18 protein-coding genes and 1 tRNA gene are annotated in these 19,332 nt (G+C 59.1%); 10 read left to right on the plus strand and 9 right to left on the minus strand.

Annotated features, from left to right (window positions below; genetic code table 11):
* Positions 1–83: 83 nt before the first annotated feature.
* Positions 84–851 carry a hypothetical protein gene (locus JNM28_02710; GenBank protein ID MBL8067336.1) on the plus strand — a complete coding sequence of 256 codons (768 nt, stop codon included), beginning with the start codon at positions 84–86 and terminating at the stop codon, positions 849–851.
* Between the two features lie 9 nt (positions 852–860).
* On the opposite strand, the gene JNM28_02715 is transcribed toward JNM28_02710, so the two are convergent.
* Both JNM28_02715 and JNM28_02720 read right to left on the minus strand, forming a co-directional pair.
* Positions 861–936: transfer RNA gene (locus JNM28_02715), tRNA-Arg, on the minus strand.
* Positions 937–973: 37 nt separating this feature from the next.
* Positions 974–1,390 (minus strand): hypothetical protein, encoded by a 417-nt coding sequence (locus JNM28_02720; GenBank protein MBL8067337.1) that lies wholly within the window; start codon positions 1,388–1,390, stop codon positions 974–976.
* A gap of 98 nt (positions 1,391–1,488) precedes the next feature.
* On the opposite strand from JNM28_02720, the gene gcvPA reads away from it, so the two are divergent.
* Both gcvPA and gcvPB read left to right on the plus strand, forming a co-directional pair.
* The gene (gene gcvPA, locus JNM28_02725) at positions 1,489–2,823 is read left to right on the plus strand and encodes an aminomethyl-transferring glycine dehydrogenase subunit GcvPA (protein ID MBL8067338.1); all 1,335 of its coding nucleotides are present in this window, start codon (positions 1,489–1,491) and stop codon (positions 2,821–2,823) included.
* Between the two features lies 1 nt (position 2,824).
* Complete coding sequence (gene gcvPB, locus JNM28_02730; protein ID MBL8067339.1) at positions 2,825–4,318, plus strand: aminomethyl-transferring glycine dehydrogenase subunit GcvPB; 1,494 nt, start codon at positions 2,825–2,827, stop codon at positions 4,316–4,318.
* 47 nt (positions 4,319–4,365) lie between these two features.
* Here gcvPB and JNM28_02735 read toward each other — a convergent pair whose 3' ends face one another.
* From JNM28_02735 to JNM28_02750, 4 genes are all read right to left on the minus strand, one after another.
* Positions 4,366–5,268: a GGDEF domain-containing protein gene (locus JNM28_02735; GenBank protein MBL8067340.1), complete on the minus strand. Its 903-nt coding sequence runs from the start codon at positions 5,266–5,268 to the stop codon at positions 4,366–4,368.
* 250 nt (positions 5,269–5,518) lie between these two features.
* Positions 5,519–6,193, minus strand: a complete 675-nt coding sequence (locus JNM28_02740) for a PilZ domain-containing protein (protein ID MBL8067341.1) — start codon at positions 6,191–6,193, stop codon at positions 5,519–5,521.
* A gap of 27 nt (positions 6,194–6,220) precedes the next feature.
* Positions 6,221–7,855: a tetratricopeptide repeat protein gene (locus JNM28_02745; GenBank protein MBL8067342.1), complete on the minus strand. Its 1,635-nt coding sequence runs from the start codon at positions 7,853–7,855 to the stop codon at positions 6,221–6,223.
* A complete protein-coding gene (locus tag JNM28_02750; GenBank protein ID MBL8067343.1) occupies positions 7,822–9,054 on the minus strand; it encodes a hypothetical protein in 1,233 nt (410 codons plus the stop codon). Before JNM28_02750 ends, JNM28_02745 begins: the two co-directional genes overlap by 34 nt.
* 231 nt (positions 9,055–9,285) lie before the next feature.
* Between JNM28_02750 and gcvT the strand changes: the two genes are divergently transcribed.
* The 5 genes from gcvT to hisI all read left to right on the plus strand — a co-directional run bounded on the left by gcvT (position 9,286) and on the right by hisI (position 13,302).
* Positions 9,286–10,308, plus strand: a complete 1,023-nt coding sequence (gcvT, locus tag JNM28_02755; GenBank protein MBL8067344.1) for a glycine cleavage system aminomethyltransferase GcvT — start codon at positions 9,286–9,288, stop codon at positions 10,306–10,308.
* Between the two features lie 54 nt (positions 10,309–10,362).
* Positions 10,363–11,307, plus strand: coding sequence for a hypothetical protein (locus JNM28_02760; GenBank protein MBL8067345.1), 945 nt, complete (start codon positions 10,363–10,365; stop codon positions 11,305–11,307).
* 56 nt (positions 11,308–11,363) lie between these two features.
* A complete protein-coding gene (locus tag JNM28_02765) occupies positions 11,364–11,672 on the plus strand; it encodes a hypothetical protein (protein ID MBL8067346.1) in 309 nt (102 codons plus the stop codon).
* Between the two features lie 112 nt (positions 11,673–11,784).
* Entirely contained in the window at positions 11,785–12,846 is a 1,062-nt protein-coding gene (locus tag JNM28_02770; protein MBL8067347.1) for a TlpA family protein disulfide reductase, read from the plus strand.
* Between the two features lie 69 nt (positions 12,847–12,915).
* Positions 12,916–13,302 (plus strand): phosphoribosyl-AMP cyclohydrolase, encoded by a 387-nt coding sequence (gene hisI, locus JNM28_02775; GenBank protein MBL8067348.1) that lies wholly within the window; start codon positions 12,916–12,918, stop codon positions 13,300–13,302.
* Between the two features lie 26 nt (positions 13,303–13,328).
* Here hisI and glgP read toward each other — a convergent pair whose 3' ends face one another.
* The 3 genes from glgP to thpR are packed head-to-tail and all read right to left on the minus strand — an operon-like array spanning position 13,329 to position 17,856.
* Positions 13,329–15,899 carry an alpha-glucan family phosphorylase gene (glgP, locus tag JNM28_02780; GenBank protein MBL8067349.1) on the minus strand — a complete coding sequence of 857 codons (2,571 nt, stop codon included), beginning with the start codon at positions 15,897–15,899 and terminating at the stop codon, positions 13,329–13,331.
* A 32-nt stretch (positions 15,900–15,931) separates the two neighbouring features.
* Positions 15,932–17,293: a hypothetical protein gene (locus JNM28_02785; GenBank protein MBL8067350.1), complete on the minus strand. Its 1,362-nt coding sequence runs from the start codon at positions 17,291–17,293 to the stop codon at positions 15,932–15,934.
* Entirely contained in the window at positions 17,290–17,856 is a 567-nt protein-coding gene (thpR, locus tag JNM28_02790) for an RNA 2',3'-cyclic phosphodiesterase (protein ID MBL8067351.1), read from the minus strand. The genes JNM28_02785 and thpR overlap by 4 nt, the downstream gene beginning before the upstream one ends.
* A 48-nt stretch (positions 17,857–17,904) precedes the next feature.
* Here thpR and JNM28_02795 point away from each other — a divergent pair, with 48 nt between their 5' ends.
* Both JNM28_02795 and JNM28_02800 read left to right on the plus strand, forming a co-directional pair.
* A complete protein-coding gene (locus JNM28_02795) occupies positions 17,905–18,585 on the plus strand; it encodes a dienelactone hydrolase family protein (GenBank protein ID MBL8067352.1) in 681 nt (226 codons plus the stop codon).
* The gene (locus JNM28_02800) at positions 18,582–19,217 is read left to right on the plus strand and encodes a flavin reductase family protein (GenBank protein MBL8067353.1); all 636 of its coding nucleotides are present in this window, start codon (positions 18,582–18,584) and stop codon (positions 19,215–19,217) included. The genes JNM28_02795 and JNM28_02800 overlap by 4 nt, the downstream gene beginning before the upstream one ends.
* Positions 19,218–19,332: the final 115 nt, after the last annotated feature.

The raw sequence follows: 19,332 nt of genomic DNA on the forward strand, positions 1-19,332 counted from the left end.
TGAACCATATTGACCAAAACCAACCGGTTTCGGGCAAAATGGACTTTGTCTACACCATTGAACACTACTAACCAAAGGACACCATGATTGGCACCGCCATATTCCCGCTATTGATCGCCACCGCTACCGCCACCCCGGCAATCCCCGTCCGGCCGATCCCACCCCTCAACCAGTCCGTCAAACTCAAGCCGGTCGGAACTTACGGAACGCCTTACGACCTCAAAGGATACAAGTACCGCGTCAAACTCGATGACGAGTGGTACGAGCTCAATCCGGGAAACACGATCCTCGATTCCGAACGGGATGGCAAACCGGTTAAGGAGCGGTTCGTGGTCAGGATCTGGTTCCAGGAATTCAAATACCAAGACTACAAGATCCTTACCCAAACATTTTTGACCTACCGCGACTACCAAAAGCGGGGCTCAAGCAGTTGGATCTTGGAGGGCAACACCGTTTCCATGGTGACCTACACGATGTCCGGGGACTTTGACCCCGACAGCGTTGATTGGGACGACACCAATTACCTGTTCCTCCCAGTGATCGGGTCGCGGTCGCCAACGATCGACCAAATCAAGCCCTATTTGCAGGCGGCCAACGGCAACACCGATAAGGGGCTGGAACGGTACGTGTCAAACTCGACCGTCGCCGCCTACCCCACCTATATCGATAACATGGACGAAAGGGATTGGGTGCTTCCCGTCTTCCCCGATTCCACTGATGGCGAAGTCTGGTTCCACTTGCCAACCTTGGACTCTGAAGAGAACGACAGTATCTGGGACGAGAGCTACTTCTTCACCAACAAGAAAACCATGCAGTCGATCTTGGCCTATATGGGAAGGCGACTAAACTAAAAAAATCTTTGGCGCGCTCGAGAGGATTCGAACCTCCGACCCCCAGCTCCGCAAGCTGGTGCTCTATCCACTGAGCTACGAGCGCGCAAGGACACCGAATATACCAGAGGCCCCCGGCGGGCCTACTTCACCCGCTTCCAAGTCATGGTTTGATTGTTTGCTGACACTTCGACGGTATCGGCATCCACAAACTTGAACTTGGAAGTTTCCTTTTTGCCCTTCTGCTTTTGAACTTCCGCCTCAACCATCTGTTGGAGCTGGGGCGGCAGGTTCCCCCCGGTGATTTTCACATCCTCCATCGTCGTCGAAAGCGTATCGCCCGAAATGGTATAGCCTTGCGTCCCTGAAATCGTGATTCCTTGAGACTGGAACGTCGTCAACATCTTGCCGCCCGAGGTGAATTCGATGTCGGCCGTCATGGTTTGTCCTTGGGCAGAAATATCGCCCTTCCACTTACCCACAAGGCTTGGGCCCGCATTGCATCCGGCAAGGCAGATCGCGGCGGACACTGCGGCAAAAAGAGCGATGGGTTTGACCATAAACGCATTATCCACAAAACACCGGCCCCGCAGTCCCATTCTGCGAGTCACCGGGCCCCGGGATTCCGTTTGTTATCATGGGTTAAGCCCCAATCGCCATGCCCTATATCCCCCACACAGAAAAAGACGTCGAGGAAATGCTCGCCACCATCGGGGTTGAGTCGATCGACGACCTGTTCCAAGACATCCCTGAAAACCTCAAACTCAAAGGGGAGCTGAACCTGCCGTCCAAACTCGACGAGCATGCCCTGCTCGGCCGGCTGCAAGCCCTCAGCGAACAGAACACCGACCTCAGCCGGGTGGTCTGCTTCCTTGGTGCCGGGATATACGACCGGTTCATCCCCGCCACCGTCGGAGCCGTTATCAGCCGGGGTGAATTCTTGACGGCCTACACCCCTTATCAACCAGAAGCCAGCCAGGGTTACCTGCAAACCATCTACGAATTCCAAAGCATGGTCGCCGAACTCTATGGCATGGATTTGGCCAATGCCAGCATGTACGATGGGGCGACGAGCATGGCAGAGGCCGCCATCATGGCCACCGGGGTCAAAAACCGGGGTCGGGTCGCCTGCGCCCGGGCTGTCCACCCCAATTACCGCAAAGTCCTCGGAACCTACACCTGGTCGATGGATGTCGCGGTGGATGAACTCCCCGACGACAACGGCGCCACGTCCGACTACAGCAAACTAACGGAGGATCATGCGGCCCTCATCGTCCAGTACCCCAACTTCTATGGGGTGATCGAAGACCTCGCCGCTGCCCGGGCCGCCGCCGACCGCGTCGGGGCCCTGCTCATCGTTGTCGCCGACCCAACCGCCTGCGCCATCTTGCCGCCCCCGGGGGATTTTGGGGCCGACATCGTGGTGGGCGAAGGCCAGCCCCTTGGGATCCCAATGGGGTACGGCGGCCCACTGCTCGGCTTGTTCGCCTGCAAAGAGGAATTTGTCCGATTGATCCCCGGCAGGATCGTGGGACGAACCTCCGATGCCCAGGGCCGAGAAGGGTTCACCATGACCCTGCGGACCCGAGAACAGGACATCCGCCGGGAAAAGGCCACATCCAACATCTGCACCAACGAGGCCCTGATGGCCTTGGCAAGCACCGTTTACATGGCCGCCCTCGGCAAAAACGGAATGCGGCAAGTCGCCGAAACCACGATCCGCAATACGCAATATGCGATCCAGCAACTCACCCAAACCGGGGCAAAGATGCGGTTTGGGGGCAAGGTCTTTGGCGAATTCGTCCTGGAACTTCCCAAATCGGCCGAATCCGTCCGCGACGGCCTTTTGCAACGGGGCATCCTCGCCGGATTGCCGCTTGGTCCCTACGACCCAACCCTAGAAAACTGCCTCCTCGTCGCCGTTACCGAGATCCGGACGAAAGACCAGATCGACGACTACGCCAACAAACTCCGTGCGGAGTTGAGCCACTGAAATGCCAAACCTGCGAACCAAAGCCGTCCGCATCCCCAAATTGATCTTTGAAAAGTCCGTTGCCGGACGTGTCGGCGCCAACCTGCCAAAGGCCACGACCCCGAAAACCGATCTGACATCGGCCGTCGGCAAGACCAGGGAGTCACTCAACCTCCCCGAAGTCGGGGAATTGGAAGTGATGCGCCATTTCGTCAACTTGAGCCAACTCAACTACGGGATCGAGACCGGCTTTTACCCCCTCGGCAGCTGCACCATGAAATACAATCCGCGGATCAACGAGGCCACCGCCTCGCTGCCCGGGTTCCGCAGCCTGCACCCGCTCCAACCCGACTACTCGGTGCCGGGAGCCCTGGAAGTCCTGGCTTCGGTCTATGACATCTTGCGGGAATTGACCGGATTCGACGACATCACCATGCAGCCGGTCGCCGGTGCCCACGGAGAGATGACATGCCTGATGTTGATCAAGGCCTACCATGATTCTCGCGGGGAAGGCGCCAAACGCAAAGTCGTGCTCGTCCCGGACAGCGCCCATGGCACCAACCCGGCCAGCGCGGCACGGTGCGGCTACACCGTGAAAACAATTCCTACCGGCGAAGACGGCGATTGCGACCTGGAAGCCCTGGCCAAAGCATGCGACGACACCGTCGCCGCGTTCATGGTCACCAATCCCAGCACCTTGGCCTTGTTTGAGCGGAACATTGAAAAGATCTGCGAACTCGTGCACACCGCTGGCGGCCAAGTCTTTTGCGACGGGGCCAACATGAACGCCATGGTGGGTACGACCCGTCCGGGAGACCACGGGTTCGATTGCATGCACCTCAACCTGCACAAGACATTTAGCACACCCCACGGGGGCGGAGGGCCTGGGTGTGGGGCGATTGGGCTCAAAAGCCATTTGGAACCGTTCTTGCCGGGCCCAGTGCTCAAGCGCGTCAACGGCAAACCGGTCTTGGATGGCGACCGACCCCAATCCATCGGCCGCGTCAGCACGTTTTATGGCCAATTCCTAATGGCCGTCCGGGCCCTCACCTACCTCCTCGCCTATGGAAAAGAGGAGATCGCCGGAATCAGCCGGTACAGCGTGCTCAACGCCAACTACGTCCGCGCCCGGCTCAAAGACGTGTTGCCCCCCGCCCACGACCGGTTCTGCATGCATGAATGTGTCCTAACCGCGAAAAAGTACAAGCAAAACGGGGTGCGGGCGCTCGACATCAGCAAGCGGTTGATCGACTATGGGTTCCACCCGCCAACAAACTACTTCCCGCTCATTGTGCCGGAATGCCTGATGATCGAACCGACGGAAACCGAGTCAAAACAGACCTTGGACGACTTCTGCGACACCATGATCAAGATCTGCCAAGAAGCGGAGAGCAACCCAGAACTCCTGCACGATGCCCCCAGCAACCAGGTGGTCGGGAGGCTGGACGAGGCAAAGGCGGTCAAGTTGTTGGATGTTCGGTGGCGTCCAGGCCGGACGGCGGAATCGGTTCCATAAACGGCCGACTCCCCAATCCTGTCAAGGAATCTCAATGGGAACCGGAGTCAGACGACTTCTTCGGTTTTGGCCATTTCGGCAATTGTGACCACGGCCCGGGCCCTTTGCTTGTTGCGGTACATCTTCTCGTCAGCAACCTGCATTAGCATGTCGAGCGATTTGGCGTCGTATCCCGAATAGGCGATACCGGCGGAAACCGTGAGTTCGAACGGCAGGATCGCCGAGTCGCGCTTGAGCCGGCCATGCAGGCGGTTCAGGAACAGGTTGGCGCCGATCGAATCTGTTTCGGCAAGCAGAACAACGAATTCATCTCCCCCAAGGCGGCCGATCACGTCATCGCCTTGGGAGCTGTCGCGCAAAGCCCGCGCCAACACCTTTAGCGCTTGGTCGCCTGCCGCATGTCCGTGCACATCGTTGATCTCCTTGAATCGGTTGCAATCGAACATGACCAAGGCGCATGTGGTGCGCAGCCGTTCCGCATGATCTAATGCTTCCTTTGCCTTGGCCGTGAAGGCTCCCCGGTTCAACAGCCCGGTCAGACCATCGGTTTCTGCCTGGCGGTTCACTTGCCGGATTCGACGCTCAAACCCTTCAAAAACCATCACCACCGCGGTCAACACCGCCATGTTCATCAACCAGGCCACAAACGGGTAGTTCGATGGGTTGGAGGCATTCCAATACGTCGCCATGGCAAGCGAAACAAGGATCCCGGCGAGCCGACCGCCTTGCCGCGCCGCAAACCAAATGGGCAGAAAATAGAGATAGGCCAAACCGATGCCCTGAACCAAGATGGACCGCCACCAGTGTTCAACAAAAGCGATGCCAGCCAAAAGGCCGCCAGCGATCCCTAGGGTTTTGGCCAACTGCAAGTCATAAAGGCTTCCCCGGATCGAATCCATCCAGAATCGCCGGAGTAATTTGAAGACTTTGCGGGAATATTCGGTCCACATCGGCCTACTTGGATTCTCGGACCGTTATCGCGAATCCGTAGGTTTGTCGGCCCCAAAAAATGCCTGCACCCCAATATCGGCAGCCGAATGGGACGTTTGCCATGACCGGGATACATCAATGGCCTTTGCGCGTTAGAAACAGTGGACGCGAATCCTCCTCAACACAAAAAGGCAGGCGTTCCCAGACCTGTCTTGTTCCAGTCCAAAACCGGCCCCGTTCTCCCAGGCGGGGCCACTTTTTTTCCGATTGTTAACGTCCCAGGTAAAGGTGCCTGCGACGCATGCCGGTCAGGCCGGTCAATGGCTCCTCGAATCGAACCCGGATTTCCCGTGCAACCCGACTTCCCCCATCGGCTGGCAAGCACTCCAGGGCCCAGCCGTGGACAGTCCCCAGTTCGGCGGGGAGATCCAAATAGATGTTGTCGCCCGGCTGGATGGGAGCATTGGTCACAATTCGGGCCCCTCCGCCGCTCAAATCGACGAGGCTCGCCGGTTCGTCGTTGATGCGGACGATGTTCCCGGCTGTCTGGGGATGGCGGGGCTCAGACCTTCGGTCGACTTCCCGAATGCGCTCCGGCATGGCCAAAGTGAACTCGTGGGTTTCCGCATCCCGGGAAAGAACTTGGCTCCGGAACGTGATCAAGCCATCGGCCAAGGGCGCTTGAACCATCAACGATTCCCCGACCTTTACCGGTACATAGCGATCCCGCTGGAGAGGGGCGCTGAACACCAAGCCGCTTTTGTCGCGGCGGATGAAGTAACAGCGATATGTGCCGCCAGGGCCAACCATCCGGACCCGGCAGTTCTCCGCAATTGGGACGAGCGTCAGGGGACGGTGTTTGCGTCCGACGAACCACCACCCGGCAACCCAGCTCAGGGCAAAAACCACCGCGAGCAAACCCACCATTTGCAAAATTTCAACCATTGTGTTTCTCCTTTCACAGGAGATCCGCTACGGTAATGGGCGGGACTGGTCTTCAGCAAAGAGGGCCCGAATCTGGGGGAGGAGGGCTAACGCCTCCCTCAAACTCATGGTCCCCTCCGTGGCCAAGTCTTCGTTCCGCTTCGTTGCGTAGTCAAAGATCTCCGATGCAGATTGCTGCATCAACTTGTGTGCCAATTTGCGCTTGGCATGAGATATTGCATACCGTGGCGGTACGGGGGTCAAATCCAAGTAGGTGGCCAATGATTTGGCCAGGGCAAGATCCTTTCCGGCCAGGGCGACGAGCTCCTGGTCTCCCGGGCGAACCCTGAGCAAGGGGATCCGGTCTCCTTGCCGGACCCCGATCCCCTGCAAGATCTCCTCGCAAACCTGCACCGCCATGGCGTAGCTCTCCTCAATGGTTCTGGCGTCCAAATCGACAAGACTGGCCAAATCGTCGCGGCAAGCTTCATCCTGGCCGGCCAAAGCGTAAGCCACAGCCCGTTCGTAAACGACGTCGGGGGTGGGGCCGCTACGGATGGCCATGGAATACCACTCGATTGCCTGGCTGTAGTTGCCGGTCCGAAGGTTGAGCTGGGCAACCATCGCCTTGGTTTCCCGGGTCTCGCCCCCCCGCGCCAAAATGTTGTTGAGGGCGTCTTTTGCCGAATCCAAATGCCCGGCCCGGAGCCAGTTGCGGGCGGCAACCGTATAGAAAGGCAACGGCTTCTTGGAAATTACAGCGCCACGAACCGCTTCTTGGGCCGTTTCCACATAAAGCCTTTGGCTGTCCAAAATCTGCACCAAACGCCACCGGTAGCTTTCGTCGAACGGGTGCTGATCGATGAGGTCGCGCAGGTGGACGATGGCAAGGTCAATTCGGCCCGACGCGACCAAGCCTTCCACTTCTTCCATGCCCCCATCCGGCAAGTCCACCCCAGTCGGCAAAGGAACGATCGTCCCCGGGTCGGCTTCCGGGAGTCTGGACTTGGGATGTTCCGGCCAGCCTTTGAACGGCTCCTGGCGTAACAGTGCCGCCCAGGTTTGCGCAATCGTCCGGGATGTTGAATCCCAATCGACACGGTCGCCGACCTGCACACCGGCGAACTCGCGGATTTCTTGCCCATAGGCCCCTTTGAACGCGGCCGTTTCGGCGACGGAAAGCGGCTTGGTCTCTCCAGAAAAGAATGGCGCCAACCGCCTCTCCCAGTCCCCGTACCCCCACAACTTGCGGAATGTCGAGGCTTTGTAAAGGGTTGCGACCGGACGAACAACCGCCTCGTTGCGCATCGACCACACAACGAGGACGTATTCAGCATCGACAGCCCGGGCCACGTTGACGACCAGCGGTTGGGTCGGAGATTCCCATTCTAGCGGGAATCCCTTGTCCCCGGCAATCTGCCGGAACCTTGGGTCGCCCATCGACCACACGATTGGGTCAACCTGGCCGATTTCGTCCAGGGACTCCGCAAGATAAGTATCCAATACCAGGCTCCGGTATCCCTCGAACTTAGCCGGATCCTCGGTGAGCTGGACAATAAACAGCCTCGGGATACCAGCAGATGCCAAAGCCGAGGCCAAAACCGTCAAAAGGGCGGCGGCCAGCCGCAAGGTGCGGTTTGCGACCAGGTTCAGCCTCCCAGGGCTGAAATCGCCCTTTCGCAACTTTCCCGAGCAGCCTTGATGGAATCGGAGGCGTTGCCCCTTGCGATTTGGCGGTCAAAAGCGCCCATGGCGTTCCGGTAATTGCGGACGGCGTCTGACTTCCGCCCCAGTTTCTCGTAGCACTGGGCCAAACGCTGGTAGGTTGCCCCTGTCGTCGCCCCAGCTTTGATGGCTTCTTCGTAGGCCGCCGCCGCTCCGGAATAATCTTCTTGGATCGAAAGGTTGCGCGCCTTTCTGATCAAGTCTTCGGCCGTCATAGCACCGGCGGATGTCCCGGGGTTGTCGACGCCCGATCCCTTTTTGACCGTGATATCAACCACGCCGGGATTCTCTTTCGGTTGGGATTCACCGGTGTTTGCGGGTTGCTCCGGCTTCGCGCCCGTGTTTTCAGTGGCATTGGCAGGAGGGTTCGGGTTTTGTGGAACAGTCCGGCCCGCCGTCGGATCCCATGGTTGGAGTTCGGTCGGGAATCGGAGGCCGTTTTCTGGATCTTGCCGGGTCGTGTAGCCCGCGCTGGGATTGGAAGGGTACCGGGTCACCGTCCCCGTGGTTGGCGGAGGATCGGCAGATGCCCCGGTCGCTCCGGGCCCCTGGCTTTGAATATTCGTTTGGCTTGGGACGACTGGCACCATCGTGGGATCCAAAGTGTTAAATCCGCTGGCGTTTTCGGTTCGATTTGCCACCCAACCTTGGGTGTCAACTTTCCCGGCCGGCTTCCCGGCAACCCAAAGGGCCGCCCCAACCGAGAGCAGAAGGATCCCGGCGGCCGCGACCAAGAGCACACCCCGTCGGGCGGAATGCGGTTCTTCAACGGCGATCTCCCCAGCGGCCACAAGCTTTTCCAAGTGGGCGGTACGGATTCGATCCATGGCGTTATCGGGCCGGAGGGCTTGAACCCTCTGATAGGTTTCCAACGCCTCAGCGAACATTCCGTCCTTTTCGAAGATGTCTCCCCGCAATGCCAACGCATTGGCATTCGACGGGTCGATCTCCAGCACGGCATCTGCCACCAGGCCCGCTTCATCGATCCGGCCGTCGTTCAACAACTGGCGGCCATCGATCAACATCTTCTCTGCTTCGGCTTTCATTTCGTCACGCACTTCCACCGGCAACGGGAAGCCGCACTGCCGGCAATACGCCCCGTCGATCGTGTTTTTGGCCGAACATTCGGCGCAGACAACCAATTCGAGCGTTCCCATAAAGATCCAACCCCACCCTGGGCTCAATGTGCCTTTTGTGTGGACCGGCAGCCGCACTCAAGTGTACCAGCCGCTTGATTCACGGACGTCTCCGGACGCCCGGTTAGTTCACATTCCCCGCCGGTTGGGACCCCAGAACCCCGCCAAACCTGGCAACGATACTATACTCCGGCTGTGGCAACGCCGCTCACAACCCCCCTCCATGCCGAACATGTCGCCCTTGGCGGCCGAATGGTCGAATTCGCCGGCTACGACCTCCCGGTGCAGTACAAATCCATCATCGCCGAAAGCCTCGCCGTTCGCAACGGGGCGGGAATGTTCGATGTCTCGCATATGGCCCGGCTGACATTCCGGGGCGGCGGAGTCCTCGGCTTCCTTGAGCACATCACCGTCAACGACGTCGCCGCCCTTGCCGATGACCACGGGCAATACTCCATGCTCCCCAACGCGCATGGCGGGGTAGTGGATGACATCATCGTCTACCGTATCTCGCAAGATGTCTACAGAATGGTGGTCAACGCCGCCAACCACCAAAAGGATTTGGCGCACATCGCCTCCCTCCTCCCTTCCGATGTCGAGATGAGCGACCAGACGGCCGAAACCGCCATGATTGCCGTCCAAGGTCCAGGGGCGGCCGATGCCGTCTATTCCCTAACCGACCAGCGCGCGGCCCTTGAGGGTCTGCCCTTCTTTGGCACGGCGACTGTGGAAGTGGCGGGGGTCACCGCCTTTGCCGCTAGGTCCGGATACACCGGCGAAGACGGATTTGAAATCATATGTGGGGCAAGCGAGGCCCCCGCACTCTGGAAGGCACTCCACCAAGCGGGGGTCGAACCCTGTGGGCTCGGGTCGCGCGATGTGTTGCGCGTGGAAGCCGGGCTCCCCCTCTATGGCCACGAACTCGATGACGACACCTCGCCCATCGCCGCCGGGCTTGGATGGGTGGTCAGCAAGTCAAAACCGTTCCTCGGATCGGAGAAAATCAACTCGGACCGGGATCACGGAACGCCCCGCAAGCTCCAGGGCGTGCGCTTGGATGGACGGCGATTCCCCACTCCCGGAATGGCCGTTTCCGTTGAAGGCCGGGTGGTCGGCGAAGTCACCTCAGGCGTCTACAGCCCGCTGCTGGGGTGTGGCATCGCGTTTGCGTTCATTGATGCGGAAATCCCTTTGAAAACCCCCTGCACCGTCGATATCCGTGGGTCGCAAGAACCAGGCGCAATCGTCTCAAAACGGTTCTTCAAACGGGCCTGAAAACAAGCGGGGTCTGTCCTTGGGCGGTAGTACACTGACACCAAGGAAAAACCTATGGGCGGACAAAAAGCCTTGCTTGCTAGCGGCCGGCGCCCCCTTGCCGACCGGTTGGAGTCCTTCCAACCGGAAGAACTCTACGCCGTTTGGTTGGAATTGAACGGTTTCCCCAAGAGCCCGTCTGCCTCGCACCGGGAGCAATTTTGGAATTCAAGGGGCCACCGAATCGCCGTGGCCCTCGACCTTTCGGTCTACTTCTGGGCGACGCCCGTGCTCGTCTGCGCCCTTTCCAGCCTTCAAGGGGCCGCACTGATGCTCCTAGCCGTTCCGCTCACAATGCTCGCAGTTGAACCCCGGTTGCCCCGGGTCCACCCGTACGGCGTCGCGGGGCCGACCTCCTTCTGGTCGGATAGGCGCCGCAACCGCGACAACCGCATGAATCTCCCGATCCCGCCGCCAATGGCCGAAGTGGATCTCTATGCCCTACCCGTGATGGAAAGGGCTGCCGAACACCTGGTCGCACCGACCATGGCCGAACTGGACCAGGCAATCCAAGGCCTCGTCTTGCAAGGAATCGAAACGAGCCGGCAACTGGGCGAAGCCAAAGAGCTGGTTCGAGGGATCGAATACGAAATCCGCAGATCGGACACCGATTGGCAAACCATCCTGAAAGGTAAGGCGGTTGAGGCGGAGCGGCTTCTGCAAGCCGCCCAAGACCGGCTGGGACACGTCGATTCGCTCCGCAAGAGGTTAGAAACTCGCCGCGCCCAACTTGCCGAAAGCGTGGAGCGGTTGCACAACCGGCGCGTGATTTTGGACAAACTGGCCCAATTGCAAACCAGCAACCCGGAAGACCAATCCGAATCCGAGGCGTTTGAAACCCTAGTCGCAAAACTCCTCGACGATGTTGGCGAAGCCCAAAAGAACGTCCAAGAAGCCCAAAACATCGCTACTGCCGGACTCATGGCCCGGGAAGAACTGAACAGCTTTGTCGGCAACTAAATTTGCCCGTGGCCCTCTAACCACGCGCCGCGCTGACCGATAAGAAGAGCAGAGCCATGAATCAGGTCCTTGACTGCCCAATCCTCGGATTAGACAACGAGTTCCCGAACACCGTATTCATCGTCCGGCACAACCCGACCAGCAAATACGGCTGCTATTGCTACGATGGGACGCACGGGCTCGCCTGCTTCAGCACCCAATCCGGAGCCGAAAGCTTTGCCGGATGGATCGATATGCCCGGAATGTCCAGCGAAGAAGTCTCCTTCGACGAAGCCCGCGAAGTCGCCAAGGACAGGCCGATGCCGATCGTCAGCCTGATGCTTCTGGACGACATGGAATCGCCCCGCATCCACTTTGTCCGCTGAATCCCCAATTGTCGGATTTGTGCGCGCTGACACGCGCGCCCAACAAATATTTGGTATCGTACAGGGTGCAACGGTGGAACGCATTCGGCATTCCGGCGTTCTACAAATAGCAATGAAACGGTTCCTCACCCCACTCATCGCCTTGGTTGCCGCGGCATCGTTCGCGCAAGAAGCAAAACCGCTGACCATCGGCGACCCGGCCCCGGCATTCAAAGTCGACGGCTTCATCAAAGGCGAAAAAATCAACGAGCTCAAAAAGGGCCATGTCTATGTCGTCGAATTCTGGGCGACCTGGTGCGGGCCATGCATTGCCGTCTTCCCCCACCTGAGTGAGCTCACCAAAAAGTACGAAGGCCAAATCACCACCGTCAGTGTCAACACCTGGGATTACCCGCGCGGTGAAAACGAATCCAAAGAAGCCCACGAGAAGAGGGTGGCCGAATTTGTCGCGCAACAGGGCGACAAGATGGCTTACAACATCGTTCTCGACGACAACAAAGACACGATTTCCACCACGTGGATGCGGGCTGCGGGCCAAAACGGGATTCCCTGCGCCTTCATCATCAACGAAGACGGAGTAATCGCTTGGATTGGCCACCCGGCCACCATGGATAAGCCGCTCGAGCAAATCGTCGCCAAAACCTGGGATCTGAACGCATTCAAGACCAAGTTCGACGAAGCCGCCCGCGCCCAGCGCGAAGCCGCCAACCGGCAACGGCAAATCGTTGAAATGAGCAAAAAAGGCGACATGGAGTCTTTCGATGCCATGGTCAAGGAAATGGGCGTCGAAGCCATCTACGCCGCCATGAACGGCGACGCCAACTTTGCCGTGAAAGTCATCGAAAAGTATGCTGGCAAGCTGGAAGGGTTGGATCACACGACCGTTTGCAGCATGGCCGCCTACCTCACCGCCAAACCTGATGTGACCGCTGAGAACAAGGAGACCGCCCTGAAAGTGTCGGCCGCCTGCTACGGCAAGACCGATCCGAAAGAAGCGGCGCTCTCGGCTGCCTACCACGCCCGCGCGCTTTTTGGGGCCGGCAAAAAGGATGAGGCCATGAAAGTGATCGACAAAGCCGCCGAGCTCGTCGCCCAATTTGAACCCGCTGAACAGCGCGAAGGCATCAAAAAGTTCATCGCCGACACTAAAGCCAGCTTCCAAAAGGCTGGTTGAAAGTTGACCGACAGGCCGCCGGGAGTGATCCCGGCGGCCTTTTTTTTGTCCAAGTACCCTTGGCAGACAATGTCTTTCCCATCACCTGGCACCAAGCAAGAGCTTGAATCCGGACCGGTTTTCACTCCAAAGTTCGACCAAGACGGCCTTATCCCAGCCATCGCCCAAGACCACGCCACTGGTCAAGTGCTTATGCTCGCGTACATGAATGCGGAGTCGCTTGCACAAACTCTCAAACTGGGACAGGCCGTTTACTATTCCCGCTCACGGCAGGAGATCTGGCACAAAGGAGCCACATCGGGCCAATACCAGATCGTCCACCAGATCCTGGTTGATTGCGATCAAGACGCCCTTGTCTTGAAAGTCGAACAGCTTGGCGGCGGAGCTTGCCACACAGGAGCCGGAAGTTGCTTTTACCGGGCTGTCCTGGCAGAAGGGGATCTTGCTCCGCTCTAACATGCCCCTAAGCCAGGCAACCGCGCCTAACCTTGTTCCCAGGCGACCAAGCTAAGCTCGCTGGGAACGTTGACGTCCTCGTTTGCCGGCACCACCCGAACCAGATATCCTTTGGCACCCGGATGCAGGCAACCGGCGTGGCCTTTGAACACCTGAACCAGCCCTTGCGAACCCGCCGGTTCCAGATCGACCACCGTGATTTCGGTAAGTTCGCGGTTCGATTTGACCCGGCCGACCAGGGCCTGGACGCGGACATCTGACGGTTGTAGATCCCCCAACTCGATTTCTGCATGGATCTCGAACTCGGAGCCCAGGGCAATGCTGGGGCCGGCTTCATCAGAAACATGGGCAACCCGGACCTTGTCCCAGGCCCCCGCAACGCGGTCACGCCACACCAGGGCATGCTTTGCCCGCTCCAATCCGTTTTCGGTCAGACGGCTAAAAGACCGCGAAGCCGGGACATAAAACCGGCTGCAATATTCCCGCACCATGCGGAGAGTCGAAAAAGTGGGGGCCATTTCGGCCATTGACCGCTTCATCATTTCCAGCCACCGGGTCGGCAAACCGTTCTCCGTCCGGTAATAGAATGTCGGGGCGATTTCGTGCTCGATCAAATCGTATAAGGCCAGCGAATCGAGCCAGTCCTGGTGGCCTTCATTGTCGTCCTGGGTGCCATCGCCGATCGCCCATCCGGCGCCGGGCTGGAACCCTTCGGCCCACCACCCGTCGAGGATCGAGCAGTTGAGCCCGCCGTTCGGCACGACTTTCATGCCGCTGGTGCCACTGGCCTCCATAGGCCGGCGGGGGTTGTTCAACCACAGATCCACGCCTTGAACCATATGTTTGGCGATGTGCATGTCGTAGTCTTCTAAAAAGACCATCCGACCCCGGCTTTCCGGCGTTCGGCAGAAATTGACAATGTCCTGGATGAGCTTTTTGCCCCCGTCGTCCCGCGGGTGGGCCTTGCCGGCAAACACAAATTGAACCGGCCGTTCCGTGTGGTGCATCAACCGCATCAGCCTATCCACGTCCTTGAACAGCAATGTCGCGCGCTTATAGGTTGCAAAACGCCGCGCAAAACCGATCGTCAAGGTGCGCGGATCCAAGACGTTGTTGACACTTTTTACATCCATGGGGCTGGCCGTGTTCAATTGCATCCGCTTGCGCAAGTGCCGGCGGACAAACCGCACAAAATCGCCCCGCTGATTGTCGCGCAGTTCCCACAGGTCAAGGTCCGGCACTTCATCAATCCGCTCCCAAATGTTGCGGTCGCTGACATCTTCTCGCCATTGCGATCCAAAATGCCGGTCGAATAAATCGACCATCCGCTTGGACATGAACGTCGACGTGTGGATCCCGTTGGTCACCGAGCCGATCGGCACTTCCACAAGCGGATAATGCGGCCACCGTTCGGAGAACATCTCGCGGGTCACCTCGGCGTGGAGTTTGCTGACGCCATTGACGTAGTTGCTGTTCTCCATCGCTAAAATGGCCATGTTGAACGGCTCGGTTTTGTTCTCCTTGTTGATGCGGCCAAACCGCAGGAACTGGTCGAACGGGAGCCCGAGGTCACTCACCGCTTTGCTCATGTACCGTTCCAGCAACGGCCGTTGGAAAATATCGAACCCAGCTGGGACAGGCGTGTGGGTGGTGAAGACGTTGCCGCTCACCACGCATTGCCGAGCCGTGCGCAGGTCGCAATTGTTCTCGGCCATGAATTGGCGCAAACGCTCCAAAGAGAGGAACGCGGCGTGTCCCTCGTTCATGTGGCAGACCGTGGGCTTATAACCAACCTCCCCAAGGGCCCGGAACCCGCCTATCCCCAAAATCGTCTCTTGCCGGATCCTCATCTCCTCATCGCCGCCATAAAGGGTGTCCGTGATCCCCTGGTCGCCGGGTTCGTTTTCCAAGATGTTGCTGTCGAGCAGGAATAGGGGAACACGGCCAACCTGGGCCCGCCAGATCTGGCACGTGACCGGACGGTCTGGGAACTCCACCTTGACGCGCCGGGGATTGCCCTGGCCATCCCGTTCCAAAACCAATGGCAACCGGTGAAAATCGTACTGGGGGTACTTCTCGGTCTGCCAGTTGTCGCTGTTCAAGAACTGCCGGAAGTAACCGCGCGAATAGAGCAGTCCGACCCCGACAAGCGGCAATCCCAAGTCGCTGGCGGCTTTCAAGTGGTCACCGGCCAAGATCCCCAGGCCGCCACTATAGATGGGCAGGCATTCGTGGATGCCGAATTCCGCGCAGAAATAGGCAAACTGAGAGTGGGATTTGTCCTCGCCGAACTTGCGGTCAAACCAAGTCTCAGCGGCCATGTAGCCATCCAAGTCTTGTTTGGCAAGCCCCAACTTGGCCAAATAGACGCCATCTTGGGTTAGCTGGGTCAACCGCTCGGCCGAGATCTGGTTGATCAACTCGATCGGATTGTGCTCTAGAGCCGTCCAGAGTTCCCGGTCGGCCTCTTCAAAAAGTTCTTGGGTTTCGTGGTGCCAGGTCCAGCGCAGGTTAAGGGCAAGGGCGCGCAGGTCTTGAAGTGCCGGGGGCAATTCGCGGAAGACCTCGAAGGAGTGGGCATATTTCAGAGTGCGCATGGGCCAACCCTATTATTGACTCATATCCAGGTTTATTTACGGGGCCTGCGAGAATAGTTGTCGGCGATCACTTTTCCACCATAGCGGATGGTCGAAACCGTAGCCCCATCTTCCCCGCACCGTGCACTGATTTCCAGGGATTTACCCAACACGGTGAACCGGGCCGAAACCGGCAAAGCCCCCTTTGGCAACGTCGGATCAATCCCCATCCAGCCCGGGCCGATCAGAGGGATTGCCGGAGTTCCGGGTGGCGCAACCCCGTCGTGGATTTCGATCCCACAGAAGCCGTAGACCACGGCATTGACACAAGCTGCCGCACCCGTGAGGAAATATCCTTCGTCGGATTTGGGGGTTTCTCGGAACTCATCCGCCAAAGAATCGGAATAAGGCTCCCAACTGGCAAGCCAATCTTCCCAAGCCATCTCCGGTTGCCCGATTCGGCATGCGACGACTGAGTCGATGGCGTTCGCCATCGCCGGCCCGGTTTTTGAATACCTGCCCCGGTACAACCGGTACATCTCGCGGGAATCCGGCACGATATCAGGGTGTTGGAGCGGGAAAACCGCCAACAGGGCCGCAGCCTGCTTATATGTGGTGTAGGTGTCGCCGTCGAACGTCGCAAACGTGCCCCCTCGTTTGGGGAACCGCATCCGGCCGCGGGGCCAAACCTTTTCGCCATAGGCCCGACGGATCGTCCAATCCGCAAGAGCGTTGGTGTAAAGGTCGTTATCCACGGTGTGCCATTCATCGGGGCTTACAACGCCCCGCAAGCCAAAGGTGCCATCCGGGTTCCGGTCCAAGCGCCACAGATAGAACGCCGCACACCCCTTGATAACCTCTTCCCCCCGGGCTTTGTCAAACAACCCCAGTTGAACGGCCCGGTGCATCATCCAGGCGACGCCTCCGGTCACGTGGTGCTGGTATTTGGTGTCCGGATTTGGCGTGAGCTCTGTTCCGTCCACCGTCTCCCAGGGGTACATCATGGGCTCGATGCCTCCGGCAAGGGCGACGAGTTCGGGCAGGGGCATATGGTGCCCCTTATTGGCCACCGGATAGCCTGCGGCCTGCCACTTTTTGAAATTCTCTTTGGCCGCTCCCCGGTGGTCGAATCGGAAGAGAGGTTGCTCTCTGGCAATGTCCGGGCGGGTCAGCGCCAAAGCCGGGAACCCCCACACATCGCTATCCCAAAACGTATGGTCGTTGTAACGGCGGCTCGTCCCGCCAAACGGCAACGCGGCTGGCGAACCCGCATCGGCCAGTTTCGAAACCAATGTTTCCAGGACCTTTCCGGCATCAACCCTTGCCTCGGCAACGGGCGGCACCGGATTCTTGGGGACGGTGCATCCGGTGAACGACAAAAAAAGCCCAACCAGGGCGGCAAACCGCAGATTCATGATAATGCGATCCGCCTGACCGCCGTATATTCTGGGCCCGCGGGCCCCGGCGCGCTGGAAAACACCACCAATTCGGCTACCCGCCAGCCAACCGGTCGCAGCTCCCCCAAGCCGGCCAACGCCCGTTTAACGACCTTTGCCCGGGCGGGGACATCTTTGCCGAGCCGGGCCAACGTGATGTGGGGTGCGAACGGCCGGACTTCTTTGTGGGTAGCAATCGGGAAGCAGACATCATGCACGCGCTGTTGGAAGGCGGCAAGCTCCCGACCCGCAGATGACACCCCTGCCGCTACAACCCGTGGGACATCGGCTTGAGGCAACAGCTTGATCCCATTCAAGGCCAGATCGAATCCAGCCGATCCCATCATGGCAAGCGCATCGCCGATGCGATCCATTTCGGATGGGTCGGTGTCGCCACAAAAATAGAGCGTCACGTGCAGGGTCTCCCGGGCCGTGGGCCGAAAAACGCCTTGGGAAGCCCCTTCCAAAGAAGTTTGAACACGCTGGATTTCGGCCACCGCCTCCGGACTCGGCTCAATCGCCAGGAAATACCGGTTCGCCATCGCTCCGCCTGACGGTATACCCCCACCCACAGTAAACTCGGTCAAGCCATGGGAACCATGATCACGCTCAGCCACGGAGACACCCCCATCCAGGGGTACCTCGCCTCACCGGACAAGTCTGGCCCCGGCGTCATCGTCATCCAAGAGTGGTGGGGCTTGGTGGGGCACATCACGGCAGTGGCGGACCGGTTTGCCGCCGCCGGGTTCAATGCATTGGCCCCCGATTTCTATGGTGGCCAGACCACGGCAGAGCCAGACGAAGCGGGGTCACTCATGATGGCCCTCAAGGTGCCTGAAGCCGCCGAAGTGATCCGGGCTGCCGCCGAACGGCTTGCCGCCGATCCCATGACACTCGGGGAAAAGGTCGGTGTTGTCGGATTCTGCATGGGCGGGAAGCTCGCCCTTTTTGCGGCTGGCATTTCAGCGCAGATCGGGGCCTGCGTGGATTACTACGGCATCCACCCCAACGTCCATCCCGACTTCGGCAACTTCCAATGCCCCGTCCTCGGCTTCTTTGCCGAACATGACGATTACGCTGGGGCCGAAGCAGTCGCCGCACTCGACCGCTCCCTGAAAGAAGTGGGTATCGACCACGAATTCCACACCTATCCCGGCACCTGCCACGCATTTTTCAACAGCGACCGCCCCGCCGTCTATAACCATGAGGCCGCCGAGGATAGTTGGGGCAAAATGCTTGCCTTCTTCCGAGACAACCTGGGCGAAGCATGAAATCGTTCATCTTGGCAAATGAACCCACAAACCGGGTCTATGACATCATGTCGGGTTCGGTTGTGCCCAGGCCGATCGCCTTCGTCAGCACCCTTTCGGCCGATGGGATCCAAAACCTGGCCCCATTCAGCTATTTCAACATCGGCGGAGCCAACCCGCCATCGTTGACTATCTGCACCGTGCTGGGCCCCAAGGGCGAACCCAAAGATACCTACGCGAACATTGCCGCAACCGGTGAGTTTGTCGTCAATCTGGTCACCCGCGCCATGGCCGACGGCATGAACCGCACCGCCCCCAGCTTTCCGGGCGAAATCGATGAGTGGCCGATCAGCGGGTTCTCGGCAATCCCATCGACATTGGTCAAACCCGCCCGCGTTGCCGAATCGCCCGTCCAGATGGAGTGCCGCCTTTTCACAACGATCGAACATGGGGAGGGCCCCGGGGCTTCGCGGTATATCGTCGGGGAGATTTTGGCCGTCCATGTGGCCGAGTCATTCGATGCCAACGCATCGCTGCTTGCCAGGTTGGGGGGCGCCGGATACCTCGACCTGGCGGGACCGGAGATTTTTGAACTCCAACGGCCGCAAATTGATCCCAAGGTTGGATTGAGCCCCGCCCCGGGCGAGAATTGAAAACCCGGGTAATGCGCAAAGCGGGCGTGACATCCCCGCGCGGGCTCCGCCCGATCGAACCAAAGAAAAGGCCGCAGGGCAAATTGCGGCCTATTTCATGTCACGCAATCCCCCA

Source organism: Armatimonadota bacterium, assembly GCA_016789105.1.
Classification (GTDB): domain Bacteria; phylum Armatimonadota; class Fimbriimonadia; order Fimbriimonadales; family Fimbriimonadaceae; genus UphvI-Ar2.